18 protein-coding genes and 1 tRNA gene are annotated in these 24,032 nt (G+C 64.5%); 9 read left to right on the top strand and 10 right to left on the bottom strand.

The window, feature by feature from the left end; all coding sequences use genetic code 11:
• Nucleotides 1-91: 91 nt before the first annotated feature.
• Both J7360_RS18770 and J7360_RS18765 read left to right on the top strand, forming a co-directional pair.
• A complete protein-coding gene (locus tag J7360_RS18770; RefSeq protein ID WP_057661649.1) occupies nucleotides 92-1,972 on the top strand; it encodes an ABC transporter ATP-binding protein in 1,881 nt (626 codons plus the stop codon).
• Between the two features lie 215 nt (nucleotides 1,973-2,187).
• Complete coding sequence (locus J7360_RS18765; RefSeq protein ID WP_209034464.1) at nucleotides 2,188-2,967, top strand: ferredoxin--NADP reductase; 780 nt, start codon at nucleotides 2,188-2,190, stop codon at nucleotides 2,965-2,967.
• A gap of 149 nt (nucleotides 2,968-3,116) precedes the next feature.
• On the opposite strand, the gene J7360_RS18760 is transcribed toward J7360_RS18765, so the two are convergent.
• Nucleotides 3,117-3,602 (bottom strand): glutathione peroxidase, encoded by a 486-nt coding sequence (locus J7360_RS18760; protein ID WP_007966677.1) that lies wholly within the window; start codon nucleotides 3,600-3,602, stop codon nucleotides 3,117-3,119.
• A 374-nt stretch (nucleotides 3,603-3,976) separates the two neighbouring features.
• On the opposite strand from J7360_RS18760, the gene J7360_RS18755 reads away from it, so the two are divergent.
• On the top strand, nucleotides 3,977-6,175 hold the full coding sequence (locus J7360_RS18755) for a M3 family metallopeptidase (RefSeq protein ID WP_173644172.1): 2,199 nt from the start codon (nucleotides 3,977-3,979) through the stop codon (nucleotides 6,173-6,175).
• Nucleotides 6,176-6,406: 231 nt separating this feature from the next.
• On the opposite strand, the gene J7360_RS18750 is transcribed toward J7360_RS18755, so the two are convergent.
• The 3 genes from J7360_RS18750 to J7360_RS18740 form a co-directional block, all read right to left on the bottom strand.
• On the bottom strand, nucleotides 6,407-6,907 hold the full coding sequence (locus J7360_RS18750; RefSeq protein WP_011050926.1) for a MarR family transcriptional regulator: 501 nt from the start codon (nucleotides 6,905-6,907) through the stop codon (nucleotides 6,407-6,409).
• 66 nt (nucleotides 6,908-6,973) lie between these two features.
• A complete protein-coding gene (locus J7360_RS18745) occupies nucleotides 6,974-7,819 on the bottom strand; it encodes a DUF3298 and DUF4163 domain-containing protein (RefSeq protein ID WP_057661647.1) in 846 nt (281 codons plus the stop codon).
• A 51-nt stretch (nucleotides 7,820-7,870) separates the two neighbouring features.
• Entirely contained in the window at nucleotides 7,871-8,140 is a 270-nt protein-coding gene (locus J7360_RS18740; RefSeq protein WP_057661664.1) for a GNAT family N-acetyltransferase, read from the bottom strand.
• A gap of 226 nt (nucleotides 8,141-8,366) precedes the next feature.
• On the opposite strand from J7360_RS18740, the gene J7360_RS18735 reads away from it, so the two are divergent.
• Nucleotides 8,367-8,555, top strand: a complete 189-nt coding sequence (locus J7360_RS18735) for a hypothetical protein (RefSeq protein ID WP_005911777.1) — start codon at nucleotides 8,367-8,369, stop codon at nucleotides 8,553-8,555.
• A gap of 306 nt (nucleotides 8,556-8,861) precedes the next feature.
• Here J7360_RS18735 and J7360_RS18730 read toward each other — a convergent pair whose 3' ends face one another.
• Both J7360_RS18730 and J7360_RS18725 read right to left on the bottom strand, forming a co-directional pair.
• Nucleotides 8,862-9,470, bottom strand: a complete 609-nt coding sequence (locus tag J7360_RS18730) for a rhomboid family intramembrane serine protease (RefSeq protein WP_057661644.1) — start codon at nucleotides 9,468-9,470, stop codon at nucleotides 8,862-8,864.
• Between the two features lie 7 nt (nucleotides 9,471-9,477).
• On the bottom strand, nucleotides 9,478-11,043 hold the full coding sequence (locus tag J7360_RS18725) for an oligopeptide:H+ symporter (RefSeq protein WP_057661662.1): 1,566 nt from the start codon (nucleotides 11,041-11,043) through the stop codon (nucleotides 9,478-9,480).
• Nucleotides 11,044-11,406: 363 nt separating this feature from the next.
• On the opposite strand from J7360_RS18725, the gene J7360_RS18720 reads away from it, so the two are divergent.
• From J7360_RS18720 to J7360_RS18710, 3 genes are all read left to right on the top strand, one after another.
• Nucleotides 11,407-13,176, top strand: a complete 1,770-nt coding sequence (locus J7360_RS18720) for a M14 family metallopeptidase (RefSeq protein ID WP_209034462.1) — start codon at nucleotides 11,407-11,409, stop codon at nucleotides 13,174-13,176.
• 177 nt (nucleotides 13,177-13,353) lie between these two features.
• Complete coding sequence (locus J7360_RS18715; protein ID WP_057661660.1) at nucleotides 13,354-15,543, top strand: glycoside hydrolase family 3 C-terminal domain-containing protein; 2,190 nt, start codon at nucleotides 13,354-13,356, stop codon at nucleotides 15,541-15,543.
• A 140-nt stretch (nucleotides 15,544-15,683) separates the two neighbouring features.
• Nucleotides 15,684-15,770 (top strand) — tRNA-Leu (locus J7360_RS18710).
• 213 nt (nucleotides 15,771-15,983) lie between these two features.
• Here the strand turns inward: J7360_RS18710 and J7360_RS18705 are convergent.
• The 4 genes from J7360_RS18705 to J7360_RS18690 are packed head-to-tail and all read right to left on the bottom strand — an operon-like array spanning nucleotide 15,984 to nucleotide 20,729.
• A complete protein-coding gene (locus J7360_RS18705; RefSeq protein ID WP_209034460.1) occupies nucleotides 15,984-17,564 on the bottom strand; it encodes a DHA2 family efflux MFS transporter permease subunit in 1,581 nt (526 codons plus the stop codon).
• A gap of 6 nt (nucleotides 17,565-17,570) precedes the next feature.
• A complete protein-coding gene (locus J7360_RS18700; protein WP_007966664.1) occupies nucleotides 17,571-18,764 on the bottom strand; it encodes an efflux RND transporter periplasmic adaptor subunit in 1,194 nt (397 codons plus the stop codon).
• Nucleotides 18,765-18,774: 10 nt separating this feature from the next.
• Complete coding sequence (locus J7360_RS18695; protein WP_057661638.1) at nucleotides 18,775-20,292, bottom strand: AdeC/AdeK/OprM family multidrug efflux complex outer membrane factor; 1,518 nt, start codon at nucleotides 20,290-20,292, stop codon at nucleotides 18,775-18,777.
• Entirely contained in the window at nucleotides 20,289-20,729 is a 441-nt protein-coding gene (locus J7360_RS18690) for a MarR family transcriptional regulator (RefSeq protein WP_014089765.1), read from the bottom strand. The genes J7360_RS18695 and J7360_RS18690 overlap by 4 nt, the downstream gene beginning before the upstream one ends.
• Before the next feature lie 122 nt (nucleotides 20,730-20,851).
• On the opposite strand from J7360_RS18690, the gene J7360_RS18685 reads away from it, so the two are divergent.
• Complete coding sequence (locus J7360_RS18685) at nucleotides 20,852-21,703, top strand: helix-turn-helix transcriptional regulator (protein ID WP_057661635.1); 852 nt, start codon at nucleotides 20,852-20,854, stop codon at nucleotides 21,701-21,703.
• Between the two features lie 61 nt (nucleotides 21,704-21,764).
• Complete coding sequence (parC, locus tag J7360_RS18680) at nucleotides 21,765-24,008, top strand: DNA topoisomerase IV subunit A (protein WP_057661633.1); 2,244 nt, start codon at nucleotides 21,765-21,767, stop codon at nucleotides 24,006-24,008.
• Nucleotides 24,009-24,032: the final 24 nt, after the last annotated feature.

Here is a 24,032-nt window from a genome sequence, read left to right as displayed (position 1 = left end):
GCGAGGCGAGCACGCGCCTGCCTGGGCCCTGCCCCTTTCTTATGGTTGGCCCAACACCCCGCGCCCACGCCGGGCGCGGCACACTAATACGATGTCAGCTTCCCGTTCCGGCGCTTCTGCGCCCGCCGCCCCCCGTACCGGCCCTACCCTGCGCGAGCGCCTGGATGCGCTGCGCAATCTGCCGCCGTTCCTGCAGCAGATCTGGCAGACCAGCCGCTGGCTGAGTGCCAGCAGCATCGGCTTGCGCGTGCTGCGCGCGCTGATGCCGGTGGCGACGCTGTACATCGGCAAATTGATCATCGACGAGGCGATCCATCTGGTCGGCCAGCCGCAGGCATTCGACTCGTTCGCGCAGGCCCTGGGCAGCGGCCGCCTGAACCGGCTGCTGGAACTGCTGGCGCTGGAACTGGCGCTGGCGATCGGCTCGGACCTGCTCGGCCGGCTGGTCGGCTACGCCGATGCGCTGCTGTCGGAGTTGTTCAACAACGCCGCCAGCGTGCGTCTGATGGAACATGCCGCGCAGCTGGATCTGGAGGATTTCGAAGACCCGGACCGGCAGGACAAGCTGGATCGCGCGCGACGCCAGACCATGAACCGCATGAACCTGATGAGCCAGCTGTTTGGCCAGGTGCAGGACGCCATCACCGTGGTCAGCCTGGCGGTGGGCCTGGTGGTCTATGCGCCGTGGTTGATCGTGCTGCTGGCGGTGGCATTGATCCCGGCCTTCATCGGCGAGGCGCACTTCAATGCGCTGGGCTATTCGCTCAACTTCCAGTGGACGCCGGAACGGCGCCAGCTCGATTACCTGCGCCAGGTCGGCGCCAGCGTGGAGACGGCCAAGGAAGTCAAGATCCTCAACCTGCACCGCTTCCTGATCGCGCGCTACCGCCGGCTGGCCGACAAGTTCTTCCAGGCCAACCGTGCGCTGGCACGCAAGCGCGCAATGTGGGGAGCGCTGCTGGCCGCGCTCGGCACCCTGGGCTACTACATGGCCTACGGCTACATCGCCTGGCGCACGGTGCGCGGCGATTTCAGCATCGGCGACCTGACCTTTCTGGCCGGCAGCTTCCTGCGCCTGCGGCAATTGCTGGAAGGCTTGCTGATCGGCTTTTCGCAGGTCGCCGGCCAGGCGCTGTATCTGGACGATCTGTACTCGTTCTTCAACATCGTGCCGGAAATCCGCTCGCGCCCGAACGCGCTGCCGGTGCCGCGCCCGATCCGCCAGGGCTTCGTTTTCGAAGATGTCGGCTTCCGCTATCCGGATGCCGAACAGTGGACGGTGCGGCACCTGGATTTCGAATTGCGCGCCGGCGAAGTGCTGGCGCTGGTCGGCGAAAACGGCGCCGGCAAGACCACCCTGGTCAAGCTGCTGGCACGGCTCTACGACCCCGACGAAGGCCGCATCCTGCTCGATGGGCAGGATCTGCGTCACTACGATTTGGACGACTTGCGCGCCAACCTGGGTGTGATTTTCCAGGACTTCGTGCGCTATCACCTGAGCGTTGGCGAAAACATCGGCGTCGGCCAGGTGGACGCGATGGACGACACCCCACGCATCCGCGCCGCCGCGCAACGCGCCATGGCCGGCGAGCTGATCGACAGCCTGCCCGACGGCTACAACCAGCTGATCGGGCGCCGTTTCAAGAACAGCGTGGATCTGTCCGGCGGGCAATGGCAGAAGATCGCCATCGCCCGCGCCTACATGCGCGATGCGCAGTTGATGATCCTGGACGAACCCACCGCCGCGCTGGATGCGCGCAGCGAATTCGAGGTGTTCCAGCGCTTCAAGGAACTGTCGGACAACCGCACCGCGGTGCTGATTTCGCACCGTTTCTCCAGCGTGCGCATGGCCGACCGCATCCTGGTGCTGGCCGCAGGCCGCATCGAGGCCAACGGCACCCACGACGAGTTGATGGCCCAAGGCGGCCGGTATGCGGAATTGTTCGAATTGCAGGCGGCGGGGTATCGGTGAGGTCGGGATTTGGGAATCGGGAATGGGGAATCGTTAGAAGCGGCGCTCCTGCGGCTGACAGGTACTGAGCCTGCGGATCCTGAAGAGGCACAGATCGTTCGGCACTGCACCCCATTCCCGATTCCCGATTCTCCATTCCCACCAAATGAGAGTTCATCTCATTTGGCCGGCTTGAGGTAGAATTGCCGGGTACTCTTCCCACGACACTTACCGGTATGTCTTCCGCTTTTGGCGCCGAAACGGTGCTCGAGGTCCGTCACTGGACCGATGCCTACTTCAGCTTCACCACGACCCGCGATGCCGGCTTCCGTTTCGAAAACGGGCAGTTCGTGATGATCGGGCTGGAAACCGAAACGCGTCCGTTGCTGCGCGCGTATTCGATCGCCAGCGCCAATTGGGAAGAACATCTGGAGTTCTTCAGCATCAAGGTGCCGGACGGCCCGCTGACCTCGCGGCTGCAGCACATCCAGCCCGGCGACAAGGTGCTGGTTGGCAAGAAACCTACCGGCACGCTGCTGATCAGCGATCTGCACCCCGGGCGCAATCTGTATCTGCTAGGCACCGGTACCGGTCTGGCGCCGTGGCTGTCGATCATCAAGGACCCGGAAACCTACGAGCGTTTCGACAAGGTGATCCTCACCCAGGGCGTGCGGTTCGTGCAGGATCTGGCCTACCGCGATTACTTCGAACGCGAATTGCCGCAGCACGAATTTCTCGGCGACCTGCTGCGCGAAAAATTGCTGTACTACCCGGCGGTCACCCGCGAAACCTTCGCCAACCAAGGCCGTTTGACCGAGCTGATGGCCGATGGGCGCATGCAGCAGACGCTCGGGTTGGCGACACTGGATCCGGCCAACGATCGCTTCATGATCTGTGGCAGCCCGCAGATGCTGGCCGACCTGCGCAGCCTGCTGGATAGCCGCGGTTTCCAGACCTCCCCGCGCATCGGCACGCCGGGGCATTACGTGTTCGAGCGCGCCTTCGTCGAAAAGTGATGCGCCGCGCATGAAAGACCCGTGCGCGCGGCGTTTCATCTGAAAAACCCGCTGTCGTAGCAGCACACCCGGGCACGACGAGGCGTTACCGGGAAATCTTCGTCGCGCCCACGTGCGCTCCTACGGTTTCAATACCACGCCCTGCCGGATCATGCGCCCAGCGCGCGCTCGATGTCGGCAGCCAATGCCTCCGGCTTGGTGGTGGGCGCATAACGTTCCAGTACGCGGCCGTCGCGGCCGATCAGGAACTTGGTGAAATTCCACTTGATCGCCTCGGACCCGAGCACGCCGCGTCGTTCGTGCTTGAGCCATTGCCACAGCGGATGCGCGCCGTTGCCGTTGACCTCGATTTTTGCTGCCAGCGGAAAATCCACCGCATAGTCGAGCGAGCAGAACTGGCGGATCTGCGCCGCATCGCCCGGCTCCTGGTGCCCGAACTGATCGCATGGAAAACCGATCACCACCAGTCCACGTTCGCGATAACGCTGCCACAGGGCCTGCAGCCCCGCGTATTGCGGCGTAAATCCGCACTTGGAGGCGACATTGACCACCAGCAGGACGTTGCCGGCGTAATCGCGCATCGACTGGGTGCGACCTTCCAGGTCGGTGAATGCGAAGGTGGAGATGTCGCTCATGGTTGCCCTGCAGTGTGCGAGACGGGCAGCGTACCGTAGCCGCCTGCACGGCGGCCACGCGGCGGAAGAACGATTGCCAAGGGCAGTCGTGCGACAGATCGCCTTGCGCGCGACAGACCGGGATCGTCAGACAGACGGCCCGGGATCTTCCAAAGCCGCCCGGAGACAGCCAGCTCCGGCCTGCCACGGAGTGCAACGGGCACACGTCCGGCGGCGGTCCATGCTCCGCTTGCATCGACTCGTACGCATGCAACGCCAGCGACGGTTGTGCCCGCCTGATGGCGTCGCATTGGCTTGGCAGCCATGCCTTTTGTCACACGCCTGTCCCGACTGGCTGGGTTAGCCTCGGCGGTTCGCACTTTGGAGCAACCCTCTTGACCACCCGTCTCGCTTTTGCCCTGGCCGCTTCCCTGGGACTTGCCATGCCGTCCTACAGCATCGCCGCCCCCGCTGCCACGCAGGCCGCCCCCCAAGCCAACCCCTTCTTCGCCGACAGCACGCTGCCGCTGCATTACCCGCAGTTCGACAAAATTAAGGACAGCGATTTCGCACCTGCCTTCGATGCCGGCATGGCCGAGCAGTTGAAGGAAGTGGAAAAGATCGCCAGCCAGAAAGCCAAGCCCAGTTTCGACAACACCATCATCGCGCTGGAAAAGAGCGGTGCCACGCTCGACCGCGCCACCACGGTGTTCTTCAACCTGGTCGGCGCAGACACCAACGACGCACGCAAGAAGTTGCAGGCTGACTATTCTGCGAAGTTCGCAGCCCACCGCGATGCGATTTCGCTCAACGGCAAGCTGTTCGCACGCATTCAGACCTTGTACGACCAACGCGCCAAGCTGGGGCTGGATGCGCAGGGCGTGCGCCTGGTCGAGAAGTACTACAGCGACTTCGTACGCGACGGCGCCAAGCTCTCCGACGCCGACAAGACCACGCTCAAGGCCATGAATGCCGAGCTGGCCAACCTGGGCACGACCTTCAGCCAGAACGTGCTGGCCGAGGTGAATGCTGCCGCCGTGGTCGTGGATGACGTCAAGCAACTGGATGGTTTGTCGCAGGAGCAGATCGCCGCTGCCGCCGAAGCCGCCAAGGCGCGCAAGCTCGACGGCAAGTACGTCATCGCGCTGCTCAATACCACCGGCCAACCGCCGCTGACCCAGCTGAAGAATCGCGAGCTGCGCAAGAAGATCTACGATGCCTCGGTGTCGCGCGGCAGCCACGGCGGCCAGTACGACAACACCGCGCTGGTGGCGCGCATCATGAAGCTGCGTGCCGACAAGGCCAAGTTGCTGGGCTTCCCGACCTATGCCGCCTACTCGCTGGAAAACCAGACCGCCAAGACCCCCGAAGCGGTCAACGCGATGCTGGGCAAACTGGCACCGGCCGCGGTGGCCAATGCCAAGCGCGAAGCCGCCGATCTGCAGGCGATGATCGACAAGGAACAAAAGGCCGCGCGCAAGCCGACATTCAAGCTGGAAGCCTGGGATTGGGCCTACTACAGCGAGAAGGTGCGCCAGGCCAAGTACAACTTCGACGAATCCCAGCTCAAGCCGTACTTCGAGTTGAAGAATGTGCTGGAAAACGGCGTGTTCTATGCGGCCAATCAGGAATACGGCCTGACCTTCAAGCAGCGCACCGACCTGCCGACCTACCGCGACGACATCACCGTCTACGACGTGTTCGACGCGGACGGCAAGCAGTTGGCGATCTTCATCGCCGACATGTATGCGCGCGAATCCAAGCGCGGTGGCGCATGGATGAACTCCTATGTGTCGCAGTCGGACCTGACCGGCTTCAAGCCGGTGGTGGCCAACCACCTCAACATTCCCAAGCCGCCGGCCGGCCAGCCGACGCTGCTGACCTGGGATGAGGTGACCACCATGTTCCATGAGTTCGGGCATGCGCTGCACGGCATGTTCTCCGACGTCAAATACCCGTATTTCTCCGGTACCAGCGTGCCGCGCGACTTCGTCGAGTTCCCCTCGCAGGTCAACGAGATGTGGGCCGACGAGCCATCCATCCTGAAGAACTACGCCAAGCATTATCAGAACGGCACGCCGATGCCGCAGGCATTGCTGGACAAGGTGATTGCCGCATCCAAGTTCAACCAGGGCTTTGCCACCACCGAGTACCTGGGTGCGGCAATGCTGGATCAGAACTGGCACCAGGTCAGCGCCAGCCAGGTGCCGGACGCCGCTGGCGTGATGGCATTCGAAGCCAAGGCGCTGCAGCAGGACGGCATTGCCTATGCACCGGTGCCGCCGCGCTACAAGACCCCGTATTTCAGCCACATCATGGGCGGTTACGCGGCAGGCTACTACGCCTACATCTGGTCGGAAGTGCTGGACGCCAACACCCAGCAGTGGTTCAAGCAGCACGGTGGCCTGAGCCGCGCCAATGGCGATCGTTTCCGCAAAACCCTGCTGTCGCGCGGCGGTAGCGTGGATGCGATGGAGCTGTTCCAGAACTTTGCCGGGCATGCGCCGCAGATCGAGCCGCTGCTCGAAAAGCGCGGTCTCAGCGCGCAAGGCGGCGATGGTGCGACCCCGGAAGCATCGCAGTCCAGGCCGTAAATCGGCTGCACGATCACGCGCGGTCGTCAGGCCGCGCGTGTGGCGGCAGGATCGGCATGTCCCGTGCGGGCATGCCGATCTTGGACATCGGACCAGACATCAAATGCTCTCGATGGTATCGACACGTCCTTGTTTGAGAACCGATGAGATGACAACGCCGCCCTGAGCGACCAGGGCGGTTTTTTTGCGTGCTGCGTTTGCAGCGCTTATCGCACGCGCAATGCGCGCCGCTCAGAGTTCGACCGCGTCCACGCCATCCAGAAGCTTTTTCAGCAGCTTCTCCAACCGTAGCTGCTCGGCCTCGCTCATGCTGGCGGTCTCTGCATGCAACAGCGTGCAGGCATCGGGCAACAGGCTTTCGATCAAGGCCGAGCCTGCCGGTTGCAGCGTCAATACGATCTTGCGCCGATCTTCGGGGCTGCTGGTGCGCGTGATCAGGCCTTTCTCGCACAGCTGATCGGTGAGCCGGGTGATGTTGGCCGGCTTTTCGCTGGCGGCTTCGGCCACCTCGGTCGGAGTGATCGACTGCTCCGGTGTGCCATAGAGCATCATCAAGATCTCGTATTCCGGCGGACTGATGCCATAAGGCTTGAGCCGCACGCACCCGAGCGTATGCAGGCGCTTGTAGAGATGCTTGATCAGTCTCACCAATATTGCCGGCTCCCGCGGGAACGCCGGATAACGCACGCAGGTGTGGTCCACGCGACTTGCGGTTGGATCGAAACTACTCATATCACCCGTTCGAGTACGTTGCTGAATGGCCGGGCCATTCAATCACAACATGCGCGATGCGACACCTCAGCGCGCGAAGAGATGTACATATTCCGGTGCGACCGAAGGCAATAATGTGGAGGCGGCGACCTCTGCCATCTGCGTGCCATCCGAGTAGGGGCCGACCTGATAGGGCGGAAACACAAAGCGCACGGCAATGATCTGCCCATTTGCATTCAACACCGGCACGAAGTGCGCAAAGTTGTCCACCTGCGCGGCGGTGCCTTCGGCAATCATGCGATCGGCAGAAGCCACCTGCTCAGCCTGCTCTTCTACCGGCACGCGATCGGCCTGGACACGCTGGGTCGCTGCTGCATGCAATTGTGCCGCGACCTCCCGCCCGATCTTTTCCCAGGCTGCCGGATCCGGAATCAGCGCCTGCGCGGTCAATTGCTTGTGCTCCTTGACCAGCCAGACGAAGCGCGCCACCAGCGGCTCGCCATGCGCACCGCCGGTGTATCTGCTGCCATCGGCTGAAATCACGATCAGATCCGGGGTCTGCAACACGGTCTCGAATGCCAGCGACAGCTCATACGGCGCGGGCGGCTTGTCGTTGCCCAGCCCGGACACGGCCTGCATCAGTTCGGCACGTGCGTCCTGCGCATAGCCGCGAATGAGCGCAGTGAGTTCCGGATACGCATCCAGCCCGTGCGGGTAGCTGATGCCCACCATGTAGGCCGGTGCATGTTCGATCACATCTTCCAACGGGCCGCTCTGTACCACGGTCGGCTCTGCAGGCGGCGCTGCCGCGGGCGCCGCATCGGCTGCAGGCGCGTTCGGCTCTGCCGTTGTCGATGCGCGCTGCGTACACCCTGCCAACACGGCCAGCACCAGCAAGCCCTGCACTGCCTTCACTCCAAGCAACCGCCCCATTACCGCCCGCTCCCCTGTATGAATCATGTTACGAAAAAGGCCCGATGCCGGTCAGGCCAGCAGGTCCTGATACTGCGGATGTCGCCGCACATATGCATCGGCATAGCTACACGCCGGAACCACCTTCAAACCATGTTGCCGTGCGAATGCCAAAGCGTCCTCGACCAATGCCGCGGCAACTCCGCGTCCGCTGACGGCGTCCGGCACCTGCGTGTGGGTGATGGTCATGGTCTCGCCGTCGCGCAGATAGGCCAGCTCGGCACGATGTCCATCGGTGTCCATGTTGAAACGCTGCCGGGCCGGATCGTGTTCTACGTGCACTGTCGACGCCTCCGTCATGTTCTGCGCCAGCAAGAAGTGGCGTCAGTGTGACCAGCGCGATGCCGCGCCTGCGTGAAAGTGAATCGATGTTGTGATCGGCCGCGCAGCTTGCGCAACGCCCCCTCAAGTTCGCCCCGGGGGCGCCGATAGCTGACCCGAAGGCAATCGCGGCAACCGGTATGCGGAAGCAGCGACGTCTTCGCCTTACCTATGAGGGAGCCACCGCATGAACAACGATTCGGCAGGACACAGCGCAGACAGCGACAGCTCGTTGCTGGAGGGCTTGTTCCAGTTCGCCCTCAAGGGCGACACCCACAATCCGGATTTCACGCAGCTCAACGATACGGTGTACGAACGCCTGCAGCAGGCCTACGGCGTGGCATCCAGCGCCGACCAGGAACGCAACGCGGCCTGAGCCGGCGCATCGCTGCGCAGCGGTCTCATCCGCTGTGCAGTCGTTGCTCTCATCTGGCAGGTCTGTCCAGACCGTGCCATCTCTCGGGTCTGACTTGGCTTCGCCTCATCAGGCCCTGGATTTGATCCGCTCCCGCAACGGTCCAGTCCGTACACGCCAGCAGTCGCCGGGCGTGCCACTGCGCTAGCTGCAACCACGCTGTCGGCTTGCACAAGGCATGTGCCGGCCGCGCACGAAAGTCCACTCCCTACCTGAGACGGCGTCCGGCGCGCTGAGCCTGGGTGACCTAACCGCCGCCGGCCGCGCTCACCCGAAGCGCGGATTGGACAGCTGCTCCAGAAACACCTGCCACACGCGCGGCTCCATGATCAGCATGAACATCACGCCGAACGCAGCGCCGGCCAGATGCGCGCTATGGTTGATGCGATCGCCGCCGCGGCGGTCCATCCACAGGCTGTAGCCCACATAAAACACCGCGTAGACAATCGCCGGGGCCGGAATGAACAGCACCAGGATGATCGTCCACGGTTGCAGCAGGATGAAGGCAAACAGCACCGCCGACACCGCACCGGACGCGCCCAGGCTGAGGTAATTCGGATTCTTCTGGTTCTTCAGGTAGCTCGGCAGGATCGAGACCACCAGTGCGGCCAGATAGAACAACGGATAGGTCAGCACGCTGCCGGTGAGCTGGGCCATCACGTTCTCGATCACCCGTCCGAAGAAGAACAGCGTGATCATGTTGAAGATCAGGTGCCCCAGATCGGCATGGATGAAGCCATAGGTCACCAGGCGGTCGTATTGCCTGTGCTTGTCTACCGCCGGCGGCCACAGGATCAGCCGGTCGCTCAACTTGCGATTGTTGAACGCCATCCACGAGACGATGCCGGTGATGGCGATCAGGATCAGGGTAATCATGCAGACCTCAGGCAGTACGGTAATTGTCGACCATGCGATACCGGCGTGCGTACAAGCCGAAGGCAAGTGCCGCCAGGAACGCGAAGGCCGCGAAGAAGAACATCAAGAAGGCCGCTTCGCTGAGTCCAGTATCGGCGATATGCGCGGTTACCGTCGCATTGCGCACCGCCACGTTCGACAGCAGCACCCATAGATTGCCGACGGTGGTCGTGAGATACCAGAAACTCATCACCACGCCCTTCATCGACGGCGGCGCCTGGCTGTAGGCGAACTCGATGCCGGTGGCCGAGACCAGCACCTCGCCGAAGGTGAGCAGTGCGTACGGCAGGATCTGCCAGGCGATGTGCATCGGCTCGCCACCATCCATGATCATCTGGATCGCGCCCACCGCGATCCAGGCCACGCCACTGAAGGCGATGCCGCTGGTCATGCGGCGCAACGGGGTGGGCTCCCAGCCGCCACGGCGTAACAGCGGGTACAGCACCAGGTTGTTGAAGGGGATCAGCAGCATCACCAGCAGCGGATTGAGCGCCTGCATCTGCGAGGCGGTGAACCAGGCCGGCATGGTCATCTCGCGCCCCTGCAATACCCAGGTCGAGGCCTTCTGGTCGAACAACGAAAAGAACGGCGTCACCAGCGCAAAGACCACCAACACCCGCAACAGCGCGCGCACACCTTCCACCGCAACATCCGGATGGGTGCCACGCGCGCGTTCCAGCTGCCACCAGGTCCCGCCGCCGATCCCGGCCAGCAACAGCACCAGCGCAATGCACAGGCACACGACGATGCCCAATGGCTCGACCAGCGCGAAGCCAGCCAGCGCCAGCAGCACCGAGACGACCGCCAGCATCAAGCCCGGGCGCCCCTGCCCCGGCGCGTGCGTCAGTAACGCGGTGCGCACCACCGCAGCGAACCCATGAGGGTCCTTCGGCGGCAGCGGCACCAGCACATAGCGCTTGCGCCCGAGCCAGAACACCAGCGTGGCCACGAACATCAGGATGCCGGGAACACCGAATGCCCAGGCCGGACCCAGATTCTTCAGCGCCAGCGGAATCAGCAGCGAGGCGAACAGCGAGCCGAAATTGATGATCCAGTAGAAGGCGTCGAACACCACCTTGGCCAGGTGCTTGTTGGACTGGTCAAACTGGTCGCCCATGAACGACGCCACCAGCGGCTTGATGCCGCCTGCGCCCAGCGCGATCAGGCCCAGACCCAGAAAAAACCCGTCGCGGCTGCCTTCAAACAGCGCAAGGCAGGCGTGGCCGGCGCAATACACCAGGCTGAACCACAAGATGGTGTTGTACTTGCCGAAGAAGCGGTCGGCCAGCCAACCGCCCAGCAACGGGAAGAAATACACCCCGATCATGAAACTGTGCAGGATGTGCTTGGCCTCCGCCTCGCGCCCGGGCCCGCTGATTTCCTGCAGCAACAGCGAGGTGATCAGGAACTGCACCAGGATGTTGCGCATGCCGTAGAAGCTGAAACGCTCGCAGGCCTCGTTGCCGATGATGAAAGGAATCTGGAGCGGCAGCCGCGCGCCGGCAGATGCGCCTGGCGAGATGGAGGTGGTCAAAGGCAGTCCGGTCATGCTGAAAACAGGCCCTATCGTACCGGCGCCCACCCACCGGCCGCCATCGCCCGCCCGGGAGTGCCGGACGCGGGCACTGAGCGGATGCGGCTGGCGGACCTCGACTTGGCGTGATCGCTGTCGTACAGGCCGGCCGGAAACCACATTGCTTCAAGCGTGGCCCAGCCTCCGCGTTGTTTGCGCCTACCCCCGTATGTCGCTCAGCTGGTCGACGAAAACCCGCCCCGCGTCCAGGTGAAACCCACGCACATGGCACCGATCACAGCAGGATCATGACGCAGTGCAGATTGGCCTTGCACGCTGGCTCGGCTACATTGCAAACGTTTTCCTGGAACACTGGACCGCTGGATGCCCCGCTTCACTCGCCTGGCCCTGAGCCTGTTGCTGCTGACTTCCGCCCCCGCCGCGCTGGCTGCCGCGCCGCTGACCACTCAGGCAGAGCGCAGCGGTTTTATCCAGACCGGCCGCTACGATGAAGTCATTGCATTGTGCGATGCGTTTGCGCAGCGCTACCCGCAGGCCGTGCGTTGCATCCAGTTCGGCACTACGCCGGAGGGCAGGCCGATGAAGGCCCTGATCGCCTCCACCAGTGGCGCACTCGACCCGCAATCGGCCGCGCAACGCAAGTTGCCGGTGGTCTTGGTCCAGGGCGGCATCCACGCCGGCGAGATCGATGGCAAGGACGCGGGCTTTCTTGCTCTGCGCGAGTTGCTCGACGGCAAGGCCGGCCACGGCGTGCTCGACAAGCTGGTGTGGGTGTTCGTACCGGTATTCAACGTCGACGGACATGAGCGCTTCGGTGCCTGGAACCGCCCCAACCAACGCGGCCCCGAACAGATGGGCTGGCGCACCACTGCGCAGAACCTCAATCTCAACCGCGATTACGTCAAGGCTGACGCGCCGGAAATGCAGGCCATGCTGCAACTGGTGCAGCAGTGGGACCCGTTGATGTATGTGGACCTGCACGTCACCGATGGCGCCAAGTTCGAGCACGACGTGTCGGTGCAGGTGGAACCGGTGCATGCCGGCGATACGACCTTGCAGCGCGATGGCACCCGCTGGCGCGACGCAGTGCTTGCCGACCTGAAAAAACAGGGCTCGCTGCCGCTGCCCTACTACCCGTCCTTCGTGCACGAAGACGACCCCAGTTCCGGCTTCGCCGATGATGTGTCGCCGCCGCGCTTTTCGCACGGCTATTTCCTGCTACGCAACCGCTTCGGCATGTTGGTGGAAACGCATTCGTGGAAGGATTACCCCACGCGTGTGCGGATCACCCGCAATGCGATCGTCTCGGTGCTGCAGCAGGCCGCACGCCATGGCAGCCAGTGGCGCGCCGATGCATTGGCTGCCGATCAACGCGCCACGCACCTGGCTGGCACGTCCGAGCCGTTGAGTTTTGCGGCCGGCCCGGAGGCGCGCACGGTCGCGTTTCGTGGCTACGCGTATACGCGCACGCCATCGCCGATTTCCGGCGCGCTGATGACGCGCTACGACGAGAGCAAGCCGCAAGTCTGGAAGGTGCCGCTGCGCGATCAGATCAAACCCGATGTGGTGGTGGATGCGCCACGCGGCGGCTATCTGGTCCCGGCTGCGCAAGCCGCCTTGGTGGGCGGAAAACTACGCCTGCATGGCATTCAATTCACGACCATCGGCACTGCGGCGGAGCGGCCGGTGCAAACCTTCCGCGCCGACGCGGTCAAGTTCGCGGCACGCTCCAACGAAAGCCATCAGACCGTCGAAGTCAACGGACAATGGCGCGATGAGACCCGCAACGTTCCAGCCGGCTCGTTGTTCGTGCCGATCGCCCAACCCAAGGCACGCCTGGTGATGGCGATACTGGAACCGCAGGCACCGGATTCGCTGCTGCAGTGGGGCTTTTTCAATACTGCGTTCGAGCGCAAGGAATACATGGAAGCCTACGTCGCCGAAGAGGTGGCGCGCGACATGCTTGCCAAAGATGCTGCATTGAAGACGCAGTTCGAACAGCGCATCGCCAGCGACCCGGACTTTGCCAACAACCCGCAGGCGCGGCTGGAATTTTTTGCCAAGCGCCACGCATCGTGGGATGAGCGCTACCAGCTCTACCCGGTCCTCCGCACCGCGCAGACCGACTTCTAACCGTCCGCCGATTCTGCACGCGTCGGCGCGGAATGATCGCGCCTTCCCGATCTGGGCACTTTGGCGCCCCTCTTATGTCTTGAACCAGCACCACAAGGAAATCCCGTGCCACAGCTCGATATGAAACCGTTTACACTCCGTCAGGATCGTCCGCGCCCCCTGGTCCTGGCGGTCGTGATGGGCCTTGGCATCGCCCTCGCCGCGCCGCTGGCAGTCGCGCAGGGCGCGCCATCTTCGCAGCCGTGGATGGACACCGCATTGACCCCGGACCAGCGCGCCGACCGCCTGCTGGCGCAGATGAGCGAGGATGAAAAATTCCAGATGCTGCGCAGCTATTTCGGCCTGGGCACCGACAAGATTCCCAAGCCCGAGGGCGCGCTCGGTTCGGCCGGCTACGTTCCCGGTATCCCGCGTCTGGGCATTCCCGCCCAGCAACTGGCCGATGCCGGCGTGGGCGTGACCAACCCCGGCGGCATCCGCAAGGGCGATTACGCCACCGCGATGCCATCGGGACCGTCGACCGCATCGAGCTGGAACCGGCAACTGGCGTATACCGGCGGCAAGACCATGGGTCGCGAATCCTGGCAGCAGGGCTTCAACGTGTTGCTCGCCGGCAGCGTCAATCTGCAGCGCGACCCGCGTAATGGACGCAATTTTGAATACGCGGGTGAAGATCCGTTGCTGGCCGGCACCATGGTTGGCGAATCGATTCGCGGCGTGCAAAGCGAACATGTGCTGTCCACGATGAAGCACTTCGCACTCAACGACATGGAAACGCGGCGCAATTTTCATAGCGCGCAGATCGGCGAGCAGGCGATGCACGAATCGGACCTGCTGGCCTTCGAGATTGCGCTGAAGATCGGCGACCCGGCCTCGGTGATGTGTTCGTACAACAAGATCAACGGTGTCTACGGTTGCGAGCACGATTACCTGCTCAACCAGGTACTCAAGCAGGAATGGAAATACCCCGGTTACGTGATGTCCGATTGGGGCGGGGTGCATAGCGGATCCAAGGCGGCGTTGGCCGGGCTGGATCAACAATCGGCCGGCGAAGTGTTCGACGCGGCAGTGTATTTCGATGCGCCGTTACGCATGGCGGTGTCTGCCGGCGTGGTGCCGCGCACGCGCTTCGACGACATGGTCAGGCGCGTGCTGCGCAGCCTGTTCGCGCACGGCGCCTTCGATCATCCTACCCAGCGTCAATCCATCGATGGCAAGGCCGGTCTTCTGGCTGCGCAGCGCGTGGCCGAAGAAGGCAGCGTGTTGTTGCGTAACGAGCAGGCCGCGTTGCCGCTGTCCAAGGACGTGCGCCGCATCGCGGTGATCGGCGGCTACGCCGACAAGGGCGTGATGTCCGGCGGCGGATCTTCGCGCGTGGACTACACCATCAACGGCGGCAACGCGGTACCGGGCATCACGCCGACCACCTGGCCCGGCCCGGTGATCATCCATCCGTCCTCGCCGCTGCAGGCACTGCGTACGGCACTGCCGAACGTGCAGATCGATTACCTGGACGGCACCGACCGCACCGCGGCCGCACGCGCGGCCAAGGCGGCCGATGTGGCGATCGTGTTCGCCACCCAATGGGCCGCCGAATCGGTGGATCTGCCGGACATGCGCTTGCCCGACAACCAGGACGCGTTGATCGAGGCCGTGGCCAAGGCCAACCCGAAGACCACCGTGGTGCTGGAAACCAACGGACCGGTGCGCATGCCGTGGGCCGAACGCGTGCCGGCGGTGTTGCAGGCGTGGTATCCGGGCATCGGCGGCGGCGAGGCGATCGCCAACCTGCTGACCGGCGCGGTGAATCCTTCCGGCCACCTGCCGGTGACCTGGCCGGTGGACGAGTCGCAGCTGCCGCGCCCGTCGATTCCGGGGCTGGGCTTCAAGCCGGCCAAACCGGGCGAGGACAGCATCGACTACGCCATCGAAGGCGCCAATGTCGGTTACAAGTGGTTCGCCGCGCGCAAGCTGACACCACGCTACCCGTTCGGCCATGGCTTGTCGTACACGCAGTTCCGTATGGGCGGGCTGCGGGTGGATGCACGCGGCAGCCAGCTCACCGCCAGCTTCGAGGTGGAGAATACCGGCCCGCGCGAAGGCGCCGCCGTGCCGCAGCTCTACGTCGCCCTGCCCGACGGCCACGCCACCACTCTGCGGCTGATCGGCTGGCAAAAGCTCACGCTGAAGCCGGGCGAAAAACGCAGCGTGCAGGTCGTCGCAGAGCCCAAGACCTTGGCCGATTTCGACGCCGAGGCACGTCGCTGGACGATCGCCGCGGGCACTTACCGCGTGCAACTGGCGCGTTCGGCGAGCGAGCCGGTGCAAACTGCCCAGGTCACGCTGCAGGCGGCACAGTTGCCGTGAGCGCACGTGGTGCAGGCACCGATGCATGCGTGCGCCACCATCGGACTGGCTCGTTGCCATGCCGCGTACGGGGCGACGAAAAAATGTGCCGGGTGCGTTGACAGTCGCGCGCGCAGCTTGCACAATTCGCCCCCTGAGTCGCCCAGGTGGCGGAATTGGTAGACGCACTAGCTTCAGGTGCTAGCGGGGGCAACTTCGTGGAGGTTCGAGTCCTCTCCTGGGCACCACGACTCACGGTAGATCGTAAAAAACCTCGCTTCGGCGGGGTTTTTTGCGTTTGGGCATTCGTGTTGCGACATCCACATTTGCCAGCGTCTGCGGCAGGCCATGCGTCGCATCGACCGGCTCGGCGCTGCGGCAATCGGCCAAGCTCGTCAAATCCGTCACAACGAAAACCCCGCATTCCAGCGGGGTTTTCGTTGTTCAACCAGCAACGTCGCTCAATGCCCCCCGGCCGCCGCCGCACTCCCGGCACTGGCGCCGAACGGCGGTTTTGCCAGCCACAGGAAGAAGATGATCGCCAGGAAAGTCCATCCAAGCAGATAGAAGATGTCGTTGAAACCCATCTGCGATGCCTGGTGGTTGATCATGTTATTGAGCGATGCCGCGCCGCGTTGCAGGTCGCCCTGCCCCATCGCAGTGACCTGCTCCTGCATGCCGGGCGTGTACACCGAAATGTGCTCGGTGATGTGCGCGTGGTGTACCTGGGTACGGCGTGCCCACAGATACGTGGTCAACGATGCGGCGAAGCTACCGCCCAACGTGCGCAGGAAGGTGGCCAGGCCGGAGCCGGCCGCAATCTCGCGACCGTCCAGATCCGACAACAGGATCTGCAACACCGGCATGAAGAACAATGCCACGCCCACACCCATCACCAACTGGATCGTGGCCACATGGCCGAAGTCCACCTGCAGGTTGAAATTGGAGCGGAAGAAGCTGGTGAAGGACATGAAGACAAAGGCGATGGTGGCCAGCATGCGCAGGTCGAAGCGCAGCGCGTATTTGCCTACGAATGGCGTCATCAGCACCGGCAGGATGCCGATCGGCGCGGTGGCCAGGCCGGCCCAGATCGCGGTGTACCCCATATCGCGCTGCAGCCATTGCGGGATCAGCAGGCTCACGCTGAAGAACGCGGCATATGCGACCACCATTGCCAGCGTGCCGGCGCGGAAATTGCGATGCCGGAACAGCTTGAGATCGACGATGGGATCCTTGTCGGTCAACTCCCAGATCACGAACACCACCAACGCCACTGCCGCAATGCAGGCCAACACCACGATCTTGTCCGAAGAGAACCAGTCTTCGTCATTGCCCAGATCCAGCACCAGCTGCAAAGCGCCCACGCCAACCACCAGCAGGATCAGGCCGATGTAATCCATGCGCGGCTTTTCGAGCTGTTCGGGGCGATGCCGCAACTGCGAACCCACGATACTGCTGGCGATGATGCCCAGCGGCACGTTGATCAGGAAGATCCATTCCCAGCTGTAGTTGTCGGTGATCCAGCCACCGAGAATCGGCCCGGCGATCGGGGCCACCACGGTAATCATCGCCAGCAACGCCAGCGCCTGCCCGCGTTTTTCGCGCGGATAGATCGACACCAGCAGACTCTGGGTGATGGGATACATCGGGCCGGCAACAAAGCCCTGCAACGCGCGCGCCACCACCAGCATCCCCATGCTCTGCGCCAGACCGCACAGCAGCGAGGCAATGGTGAACGCCAGCGTGGACCACACAAACAACTTGGTTTCGCCAAAACGGCGACTCAACCAACCGGTCAACGGCAACGCAATGGCCGTGCTGACGGCGAATGAGGTGATCACCCAGGTGGCCTGCTGCGAACTGGCGCCGAGGTTGCCGGCGATGGTCGGCAGCGAGACGTTGGCGATGGTGGTGTCCAGCACCTGCATGAACGAGGCCATGGCCAGGCCCACGGTGCACAACGCCACGCTGGCCGGGCGAAAACCGGCGGCTGGCGCCGGTGCCGCCGGGCCGCCGGGCGCGGTGGGAGCTTGCGAAGACATGGTGGCTTAGCCCGCCTTGCTGGCAGCCTGCGAGGGCAGGTTGTCCTGGATGATGCGTTGGATGTCCGCGTCGGCAGCCTTGAGCTGCTGCGCATACACGTCGGTGGCGAACACCGCGCCGTTGGCGACCTTGGTCGGCAGCACACTGCCCTGCTGATCGTGCAGGTTTACCTCCACCTTCATCGACAGACCGATCCGCAGCGGATTGCTGGCAAGCTGCTCGGAATCCACCGCAATGCGCACCGGCACGCGCTGCACGATCTTGATCCAGTTACCGCTGGCGTTTTGCGCCGGCAACAGCGAGAACGCGCTGCCGGTGCCCAGGCCCAGGCTCTGGATACGGCCGGTGTAGCTCACGCCGCCGCCGTACAGATCAGAATGCAGTTCCACTTCCTGGCCCAGGCGCATGTGCTTGAGCTGGGTTTCCTTGAAATTGGCTTCCACCCACACCTGCTCCAGCGGCACCACCGCCATCAACACGCTGCCCGGCTGCACGCGCTGACCAACCTGCGCCGAGCGCCGTGCGACGTAGCCGGACACCGGCGCCACCACGCCGGTGCGCGCATGATTCAAATACGCCTGGCGCAGCTGTGCGGCGGCGGTCTGCACGTCCGGCTGGTTGGCCACCGCGCTATCGTCCACCAACGCACGGTTACGCTCCAAGCTCTCGCGCGAGCCGCTCACGGCCGCTTCGGCGGCGGCCAGTTCGTCGCGGGCGTGCGCCAGTTCTTCGTTGGAGATTGCGCCGGTGGCCGCCAGGTCCTTACGCCGCGCGAAGTCCGAGCGCGCACTGCGCAACGTGACCTCGCGTGCGGACAATTCGGCTTGCGCACCTTCCACGGTGCGATACAGACCGCGCACCTGACGCACGGTCTTGGCCAGGTTGGCTTCGGCCTGCTGCACCGCGACCTCGGTGTCGGCCGGATCCAGCTGCACCAGCAACTGGCCGCGCTCCACGCGCATGCCGTCTTCGGCGCCGATGCTGACCACGGTACCGCCCACCATCGGGGTGATCTGCACCTGGTTGCCCTGCACATACGCATCGTCGGTGTCTTCGTGCCAACGGCCGACCAGGAAGTACCACACCACCAGGCCGATGATCGCCAGGATCACCACAATGGCCACGATGCGCAGCGCAGCACGGCGCTTGCTGGGCGCGGCCGGTGCGGGTTGAGGAGAAGTTGAAGTCGTCTGGCTCATCGTCGATGTCTCAGGAATTCGGTTGTGCGGAAGTGGGCGCGGTGTGTGCGGTATCGCGTGCGGGCTCCGGCGTGAATCCGCCACCCAGCGCACGCTGCAACCTCACCGAGGCCAGAAGTTGTTGCGACTGCAGCCCGGCCAAGCGTTGGCGTGCGACGAGCAACTGCTCCTGCACGCTGAGCACGTCCAGATAGCTGCCGATGCCGGCGCGGTAGCGCTGCTGCGCCAGATCGAAGGCGGCCGTGGCGGTCTGCACGGCGTCGTTCTGTGCCTGCGCGCGTTGCTCCAGCGAGCGCACGGCGGTGACCTGATCGGCCACTTCGCGCAGCGCAGAGATCACTTTCTGGTTGTAGTCGGCCACGGCCAGGTCGTATTGCGCATCGCTGCCGGCCAGATTGGCGCGCAGCTTGCCGCCGTCGAAGATCGGCAGGCTCAACGCCGGCGCAACCAGACCCAGCACCGAGCCGCTTTCCAGCAACTTGCCGACATCCGGGTTGATCACACCGCCCAGCGCGGTGAGGTTGAGGCTGGGATAGAAACGGGTCTTGGCGACTGCGATGTCCTTGTCGGCCGCCTCCACGCGCCAGCGTGCCGCCACCACGTCGGGGCGACGGCCCAGCAGATCGGCCGGCAGCATGCTCGGCAACTGCGTGGCGAGGCCCGCACCGAATACAGGCCGGGCGATGTCCAAACCGCGATCCGGGCCCTGCCCGACCAAGGCTGCCAGCGCGGTGCGGGCTTCGTCGATCTGCTGCTGCGCCGATTGCAACTGCTGCTGCGCAGCCGGCACGCGCGCTTGTGCCTGACGCACCTGCAACTCACTGTCGATGCCGGCGCTGCGGCGTTGCCGGGTCAGCTCCAGGGTCTTCTGCGCACGGCTCAATTCGTCGTTGGCCAGGTCGTGCAGGCTCCACGCGTACGCAAGCTGCGCATAGCCTTCGGCAATCGCCGACGACAGGTTCAATCGTGCCGCCTGCGCATCCACTTCGGCCGCATGCGCCTGGTCGACTGCCGCTTCCCACGCGCTGCGCTTGCCGCCCCACAGATCGATGCCGTAGCGGAAATCCAGCACGACCTGCGCGCTGCCGCCATAGCTGCCGCCGAGCTCTTCGCCGACCATGGATTCAGGTAGCTGCAGGCCGGTGTAGCCACCGGACACCGAGAGGCTGGGGCCGCGCTCGGCCTGCGCACTGCCGATACGTGCCTGCGCCTGACGCAGGCGCGCATCGGCTGCCGCGAGGCTGGGGCTGTGCTGCAGGCCTTCGGCGATCAGCGCGTCCAGCTGCGCATCGCCCAGCGCGCGCCACCAATCGCTGGCCGGCCACGCGGCCGGGCTCAGCGTGGTTTGCTGCGCCAGGGCGCGCTCTGCATGCAGCGTGCCGGGATCCAGCACGTTGCCTTGCGGATTCAGGCCACGGCTGCTGGCGCAGGCGGCCAACGCCAGTGCCAGGGCGGTGATGACGAACGGCCGCGCCAGGCGCATCGAGCGCGGGCGCAGCGTCGGGGTCGGAGAACTAGCAGCGTTCATGAGTTGAGTGCGTCGCGGACACGGATAAGAAGTGAGGTGAGAAGTTCGCGCTCGGCCGCGGACAGGTCGCGCAGGCCGTGCTCGATGGCGCGTTCGCCGCGCAGGCGCAGCCGCTCCCATAGCGCCACGCCCTGCTCGGTCATGACGATCTGCAGCGCGCGCCGGTCTTGCGCATGCGGCTCGCGCCGCACTGCGCCCAGCGCTTCGAGCTTGTCGAGCAGGCGGGTCACCGCGCTCGGGGTCTGGTCCAGCGCCAGCGCCAGCTCGTTAGCCGTGCATGGCGAGCGCACCGCCAAGATCTTCAGGCCGACGTAGTGGCTGAAGCCGAAATCGGGCAGCTCGCCCTTCATCTCGGCATCGAGCTGGCGCATCAGCGCATCGCGCACCTGGCGCAGCAACAAACCGAACGACGGGGTGGCGGAAGACGAAACATTCATGCGGCACATTTTGTTCCGAAAAATATATTTGTCAACGCAATTATTCCACCAGGGATTAAACCGCCCGCAAGGATCGCCACCTTACGCGGCGCGTGCGATGGCTCGGTAATACAATTCGGCCAATGAGTATCGAAAACCCGCCAACCCAGATCGACGCCTTGCCGCCAGGCGTACGCGCCAGCTTCGAAAAGGCCGATGGGCCGGTGCTGATCGCTTTCCTGGCAGAGCTGCGCGAGGTATGGGCGCCGGAAACTGCCTGGCACGCGCATGTCCGCGGCCAGCTGATGTATGTGGAGCATGGCGTGCTCACCGTGCACACCGAACAAGGCGCCTTGTCGCTGCCGCCGGGCTGCGCCGGCTGGATGCCGCCCGGGCAGCAGCACACCGTGGAACTGGCCGGACCGATGCGCGGCTGGGGCGTGGTTGTGCGGCCGGATGCCTGCGCTGCCCTGCCCGCGCAAGGCGGGGTGATCCGGCTGACCGGGCTGGCCCGCGAGGCCATCATGCGGGCCGCCAGCTGGCCGCTGGATCAGCCGCTGGATGCCACCCGGCAACGCCTGGCTGCGGTGCTGCTGGACGAGCTATGCCAGGTGCAGATCGACCACCTGCACCTGCCGATGCCCGCCGACCGCCGGCTGCTGCGGATCGCCCGCCAGTTGCTCGACACGCCGGCCGACCCGCGCCCGCTCGACGCCTGGGCCGACTGGGGCGGCTTGTCGCCGCGCAGCCTGAGCCGGCATTTCCGCGACGAGACCGGCCTGAGTTTTGCGCAGTGGCGGCAGCAGGCCCGGCTGACCGAAGGCCTGCGGCGGCTGAGCCAGGGCCACGCGGTGGCGCAGGTGTCCGACCAGCTTGGCTACAGCAGCCCCAGCGCCTTCGTCAGCGTGTTCCATCGCCATTTCGGCGCCCCGCCAACCCGTTATCTGGCCGGCTCCCATGCACGCGGCTTGGCATCCCCCGCCGCATCCGGATAATCGGCGCTCTTCGAGCCCGCGCCCCGGTGCGGGTTCCTCTTCACGCAGGACCTGGCTTTACATGACCGATCTGACCCGCCCCACCTTCCACGGCTTCGAACAGCTACCGCTGCGCGAGTACGCCGAACGCGCCTATCTCGACTACTCGATGTACGTGGTGCTCGACCGCGCCCTGCCGTTCCTGGGCGACGGCCTGAAGCCGGTGCAGCGGCGCATCGTCTACGCAATGAGCGAGCTGGGCCTGAATGCCGCCGCCAAGCCGAAGAAATCCGCGCGTACCGTGGGCGATGTGATCGGTAAGTACCACCCGCATGGCGACAGCGCCTGCTATGAGGCGCTGGTGCTGATGGCGCAGCCGTTCTCGTACCGTTACCCGCTGATCGAAGGCCAGGGCAACTTCGGCTCCACCGACGACCCCAAGTCGTTCGCCGCGATGCGCTATACCGAGTCCAAGCTGACCCCGATCGCCGAAGTGCTGCTGGGCGAGCTTGGCCAGGGCACCACCGATTGGGCGCCCAACTTCGACGGCACCCTGGAAGAACCCACCTGGTTGCCGGCGCGCCTGCCGCACCTGCTGCTCAACGGCACCACCGGCATTGCCGTGGGCATGGTCACCGACGTGCCGCCGCACAATCTCAACGAGATCGTCAGCGCATTGCTGCGGCTGCTCGATGATCCCGATGCCAGCGTCGCCGACCTGTGCGAGCACGTGCTGGGCCCGGATTACCCGACCACCGCCGAGATCATCACTCCGGCTGCGGACCTGCGGAACATCTACGAAACCGGCCACGGCAGCGTGCGTGCGCGCGCCACCTACAAGAAAGAGCACGCCAACATCGTCATCGATGCGCTGCCCTACCAGGTCTCCCCGTCCAAGGTGATCGAGCAGATCGCCCAGCAGATGCGCGCCAAGAAGTTGCCGTGGCTGGAAGACATCCGCGACGAGTCCGACCACACCAGCCCGGTGCGGGTGGTGCTGGTGCCGCGCTCCAATCGTGTCGATGCCGAACAGCTGATGGGCCACCTGTTCGTCACCACCGATCTGGAACGCAGCTACCGCGTCAACCTCAACGTGATCGGCCTGGATGGCCGCCCACAGGTCAAGAATCTCAAACACCTGCTGAGCGAATGGCTGAGCTTCCGCAGCGATACGGTGACCCGCCGCCTCAACCATCGCCTGCAGAAGGTCGAGCGTCGCCTGCACCTGTTGGAAGGCTTGTTGATCGCCTTCCTCAACCTGGACGAAGTGATCCGCATCGTCCGCAGCGAAGACGAACCCAAGCCGGTGCTGATCTCGCGCTTCGCGCTGAGCGAAGAACAGGCCGAATACATTCTGGAAACCAAGCTGCGCCAACTGGCGCGCCTGGAAGAAATGAAGATCCGCGGCGAACAGGAGGCGCTCGCCAAGGAGCGCGCGCAGATCATCGCGATCCTGGAGAGCAAGACCAAGCTGAAGAAGCTGATCAAGGACGAACTGACTGCCGACGCCAAGAAGTTCGGCGATGCGCGGCGTTCGCCGCTGGTGCAACGTGGCGCCGCGCAGGCCATCGACGAAACCGAGATGGTGGTCAGCGAACCGATGACCGTGGTGCTGTCGCAAAAGGGCTGGGTCCGCGCGGCCAAGGGGCACGAGGTCGATCCGGCCGGCATGTCCTACCGCGATGGCGACGGCCTGCTGACGGCGGTCCGCAGCCGCAGCACGCACCAGGTGGCGTTCCTGGACTCGGACGGCCGCGCCTATTCCACTGCCGTACACACCCTGCCCTCGGCGCGTGGCAACGGCGAACCCTTGACCGGGCGGTTCTCGCCGGCGTCTGGCGCGGCGTTCCAGGTCATGGCCAGTGCCGACAACGCCACCCGCTTCGTGCTGGCGTCCTCGCATGGCTACGGCTTCGTTACCCGTTTCGAAAACCTTACCGGCCGCAACAAGGCCGGCAAGGCGATGCTCAACCTGACCACCGGCTCGCATGTGCTGACGCCGGCCCAGGTGAGCAACCCGCAAACCGATCGCATCGTCGCCGTGACCAGCGCCGGCAATCTGCTGGCGGTGCCGGCCACCGACGTGCCCGAGCTGGACAAGGGCAAAGGCAACAAGATCATCGAGATTCCCAAGGCCAAGCTCGGCACCGAACGTGTGGTGGCAGTGGTGGCGGTCGCACCGGGCAACACGCTGCTGGTGCGCAGCGGCGCACGTACCATGAGCCTGTCGTTCAAGGACCTGGACACGTATGTCGGTGCGCGGGCGAGCCGTGGATCGTTGTTGCCGCGTGGGTGGCAAAAGGTGGACGGGTTGGAGGTGCAGTAACGGTTGTTCACCCACCCGGCGCGC

Source organism: Xanthomonas sp. D-99 (genome assembly GCF_017746145.1).
GTDB classification, from domain to species: Bacteria; Pseudomonadota; Gammaproteobacteria; order Xanthomonadales; family Xanthomonadaceae; genus Xanthomonas; species Xanthomonas cissicola.
The sequence above is the reverse complement of the archived record's forward strand: the minus strand, read 5'-3'. Positions and strand labels throughout refer to the sequence as shown.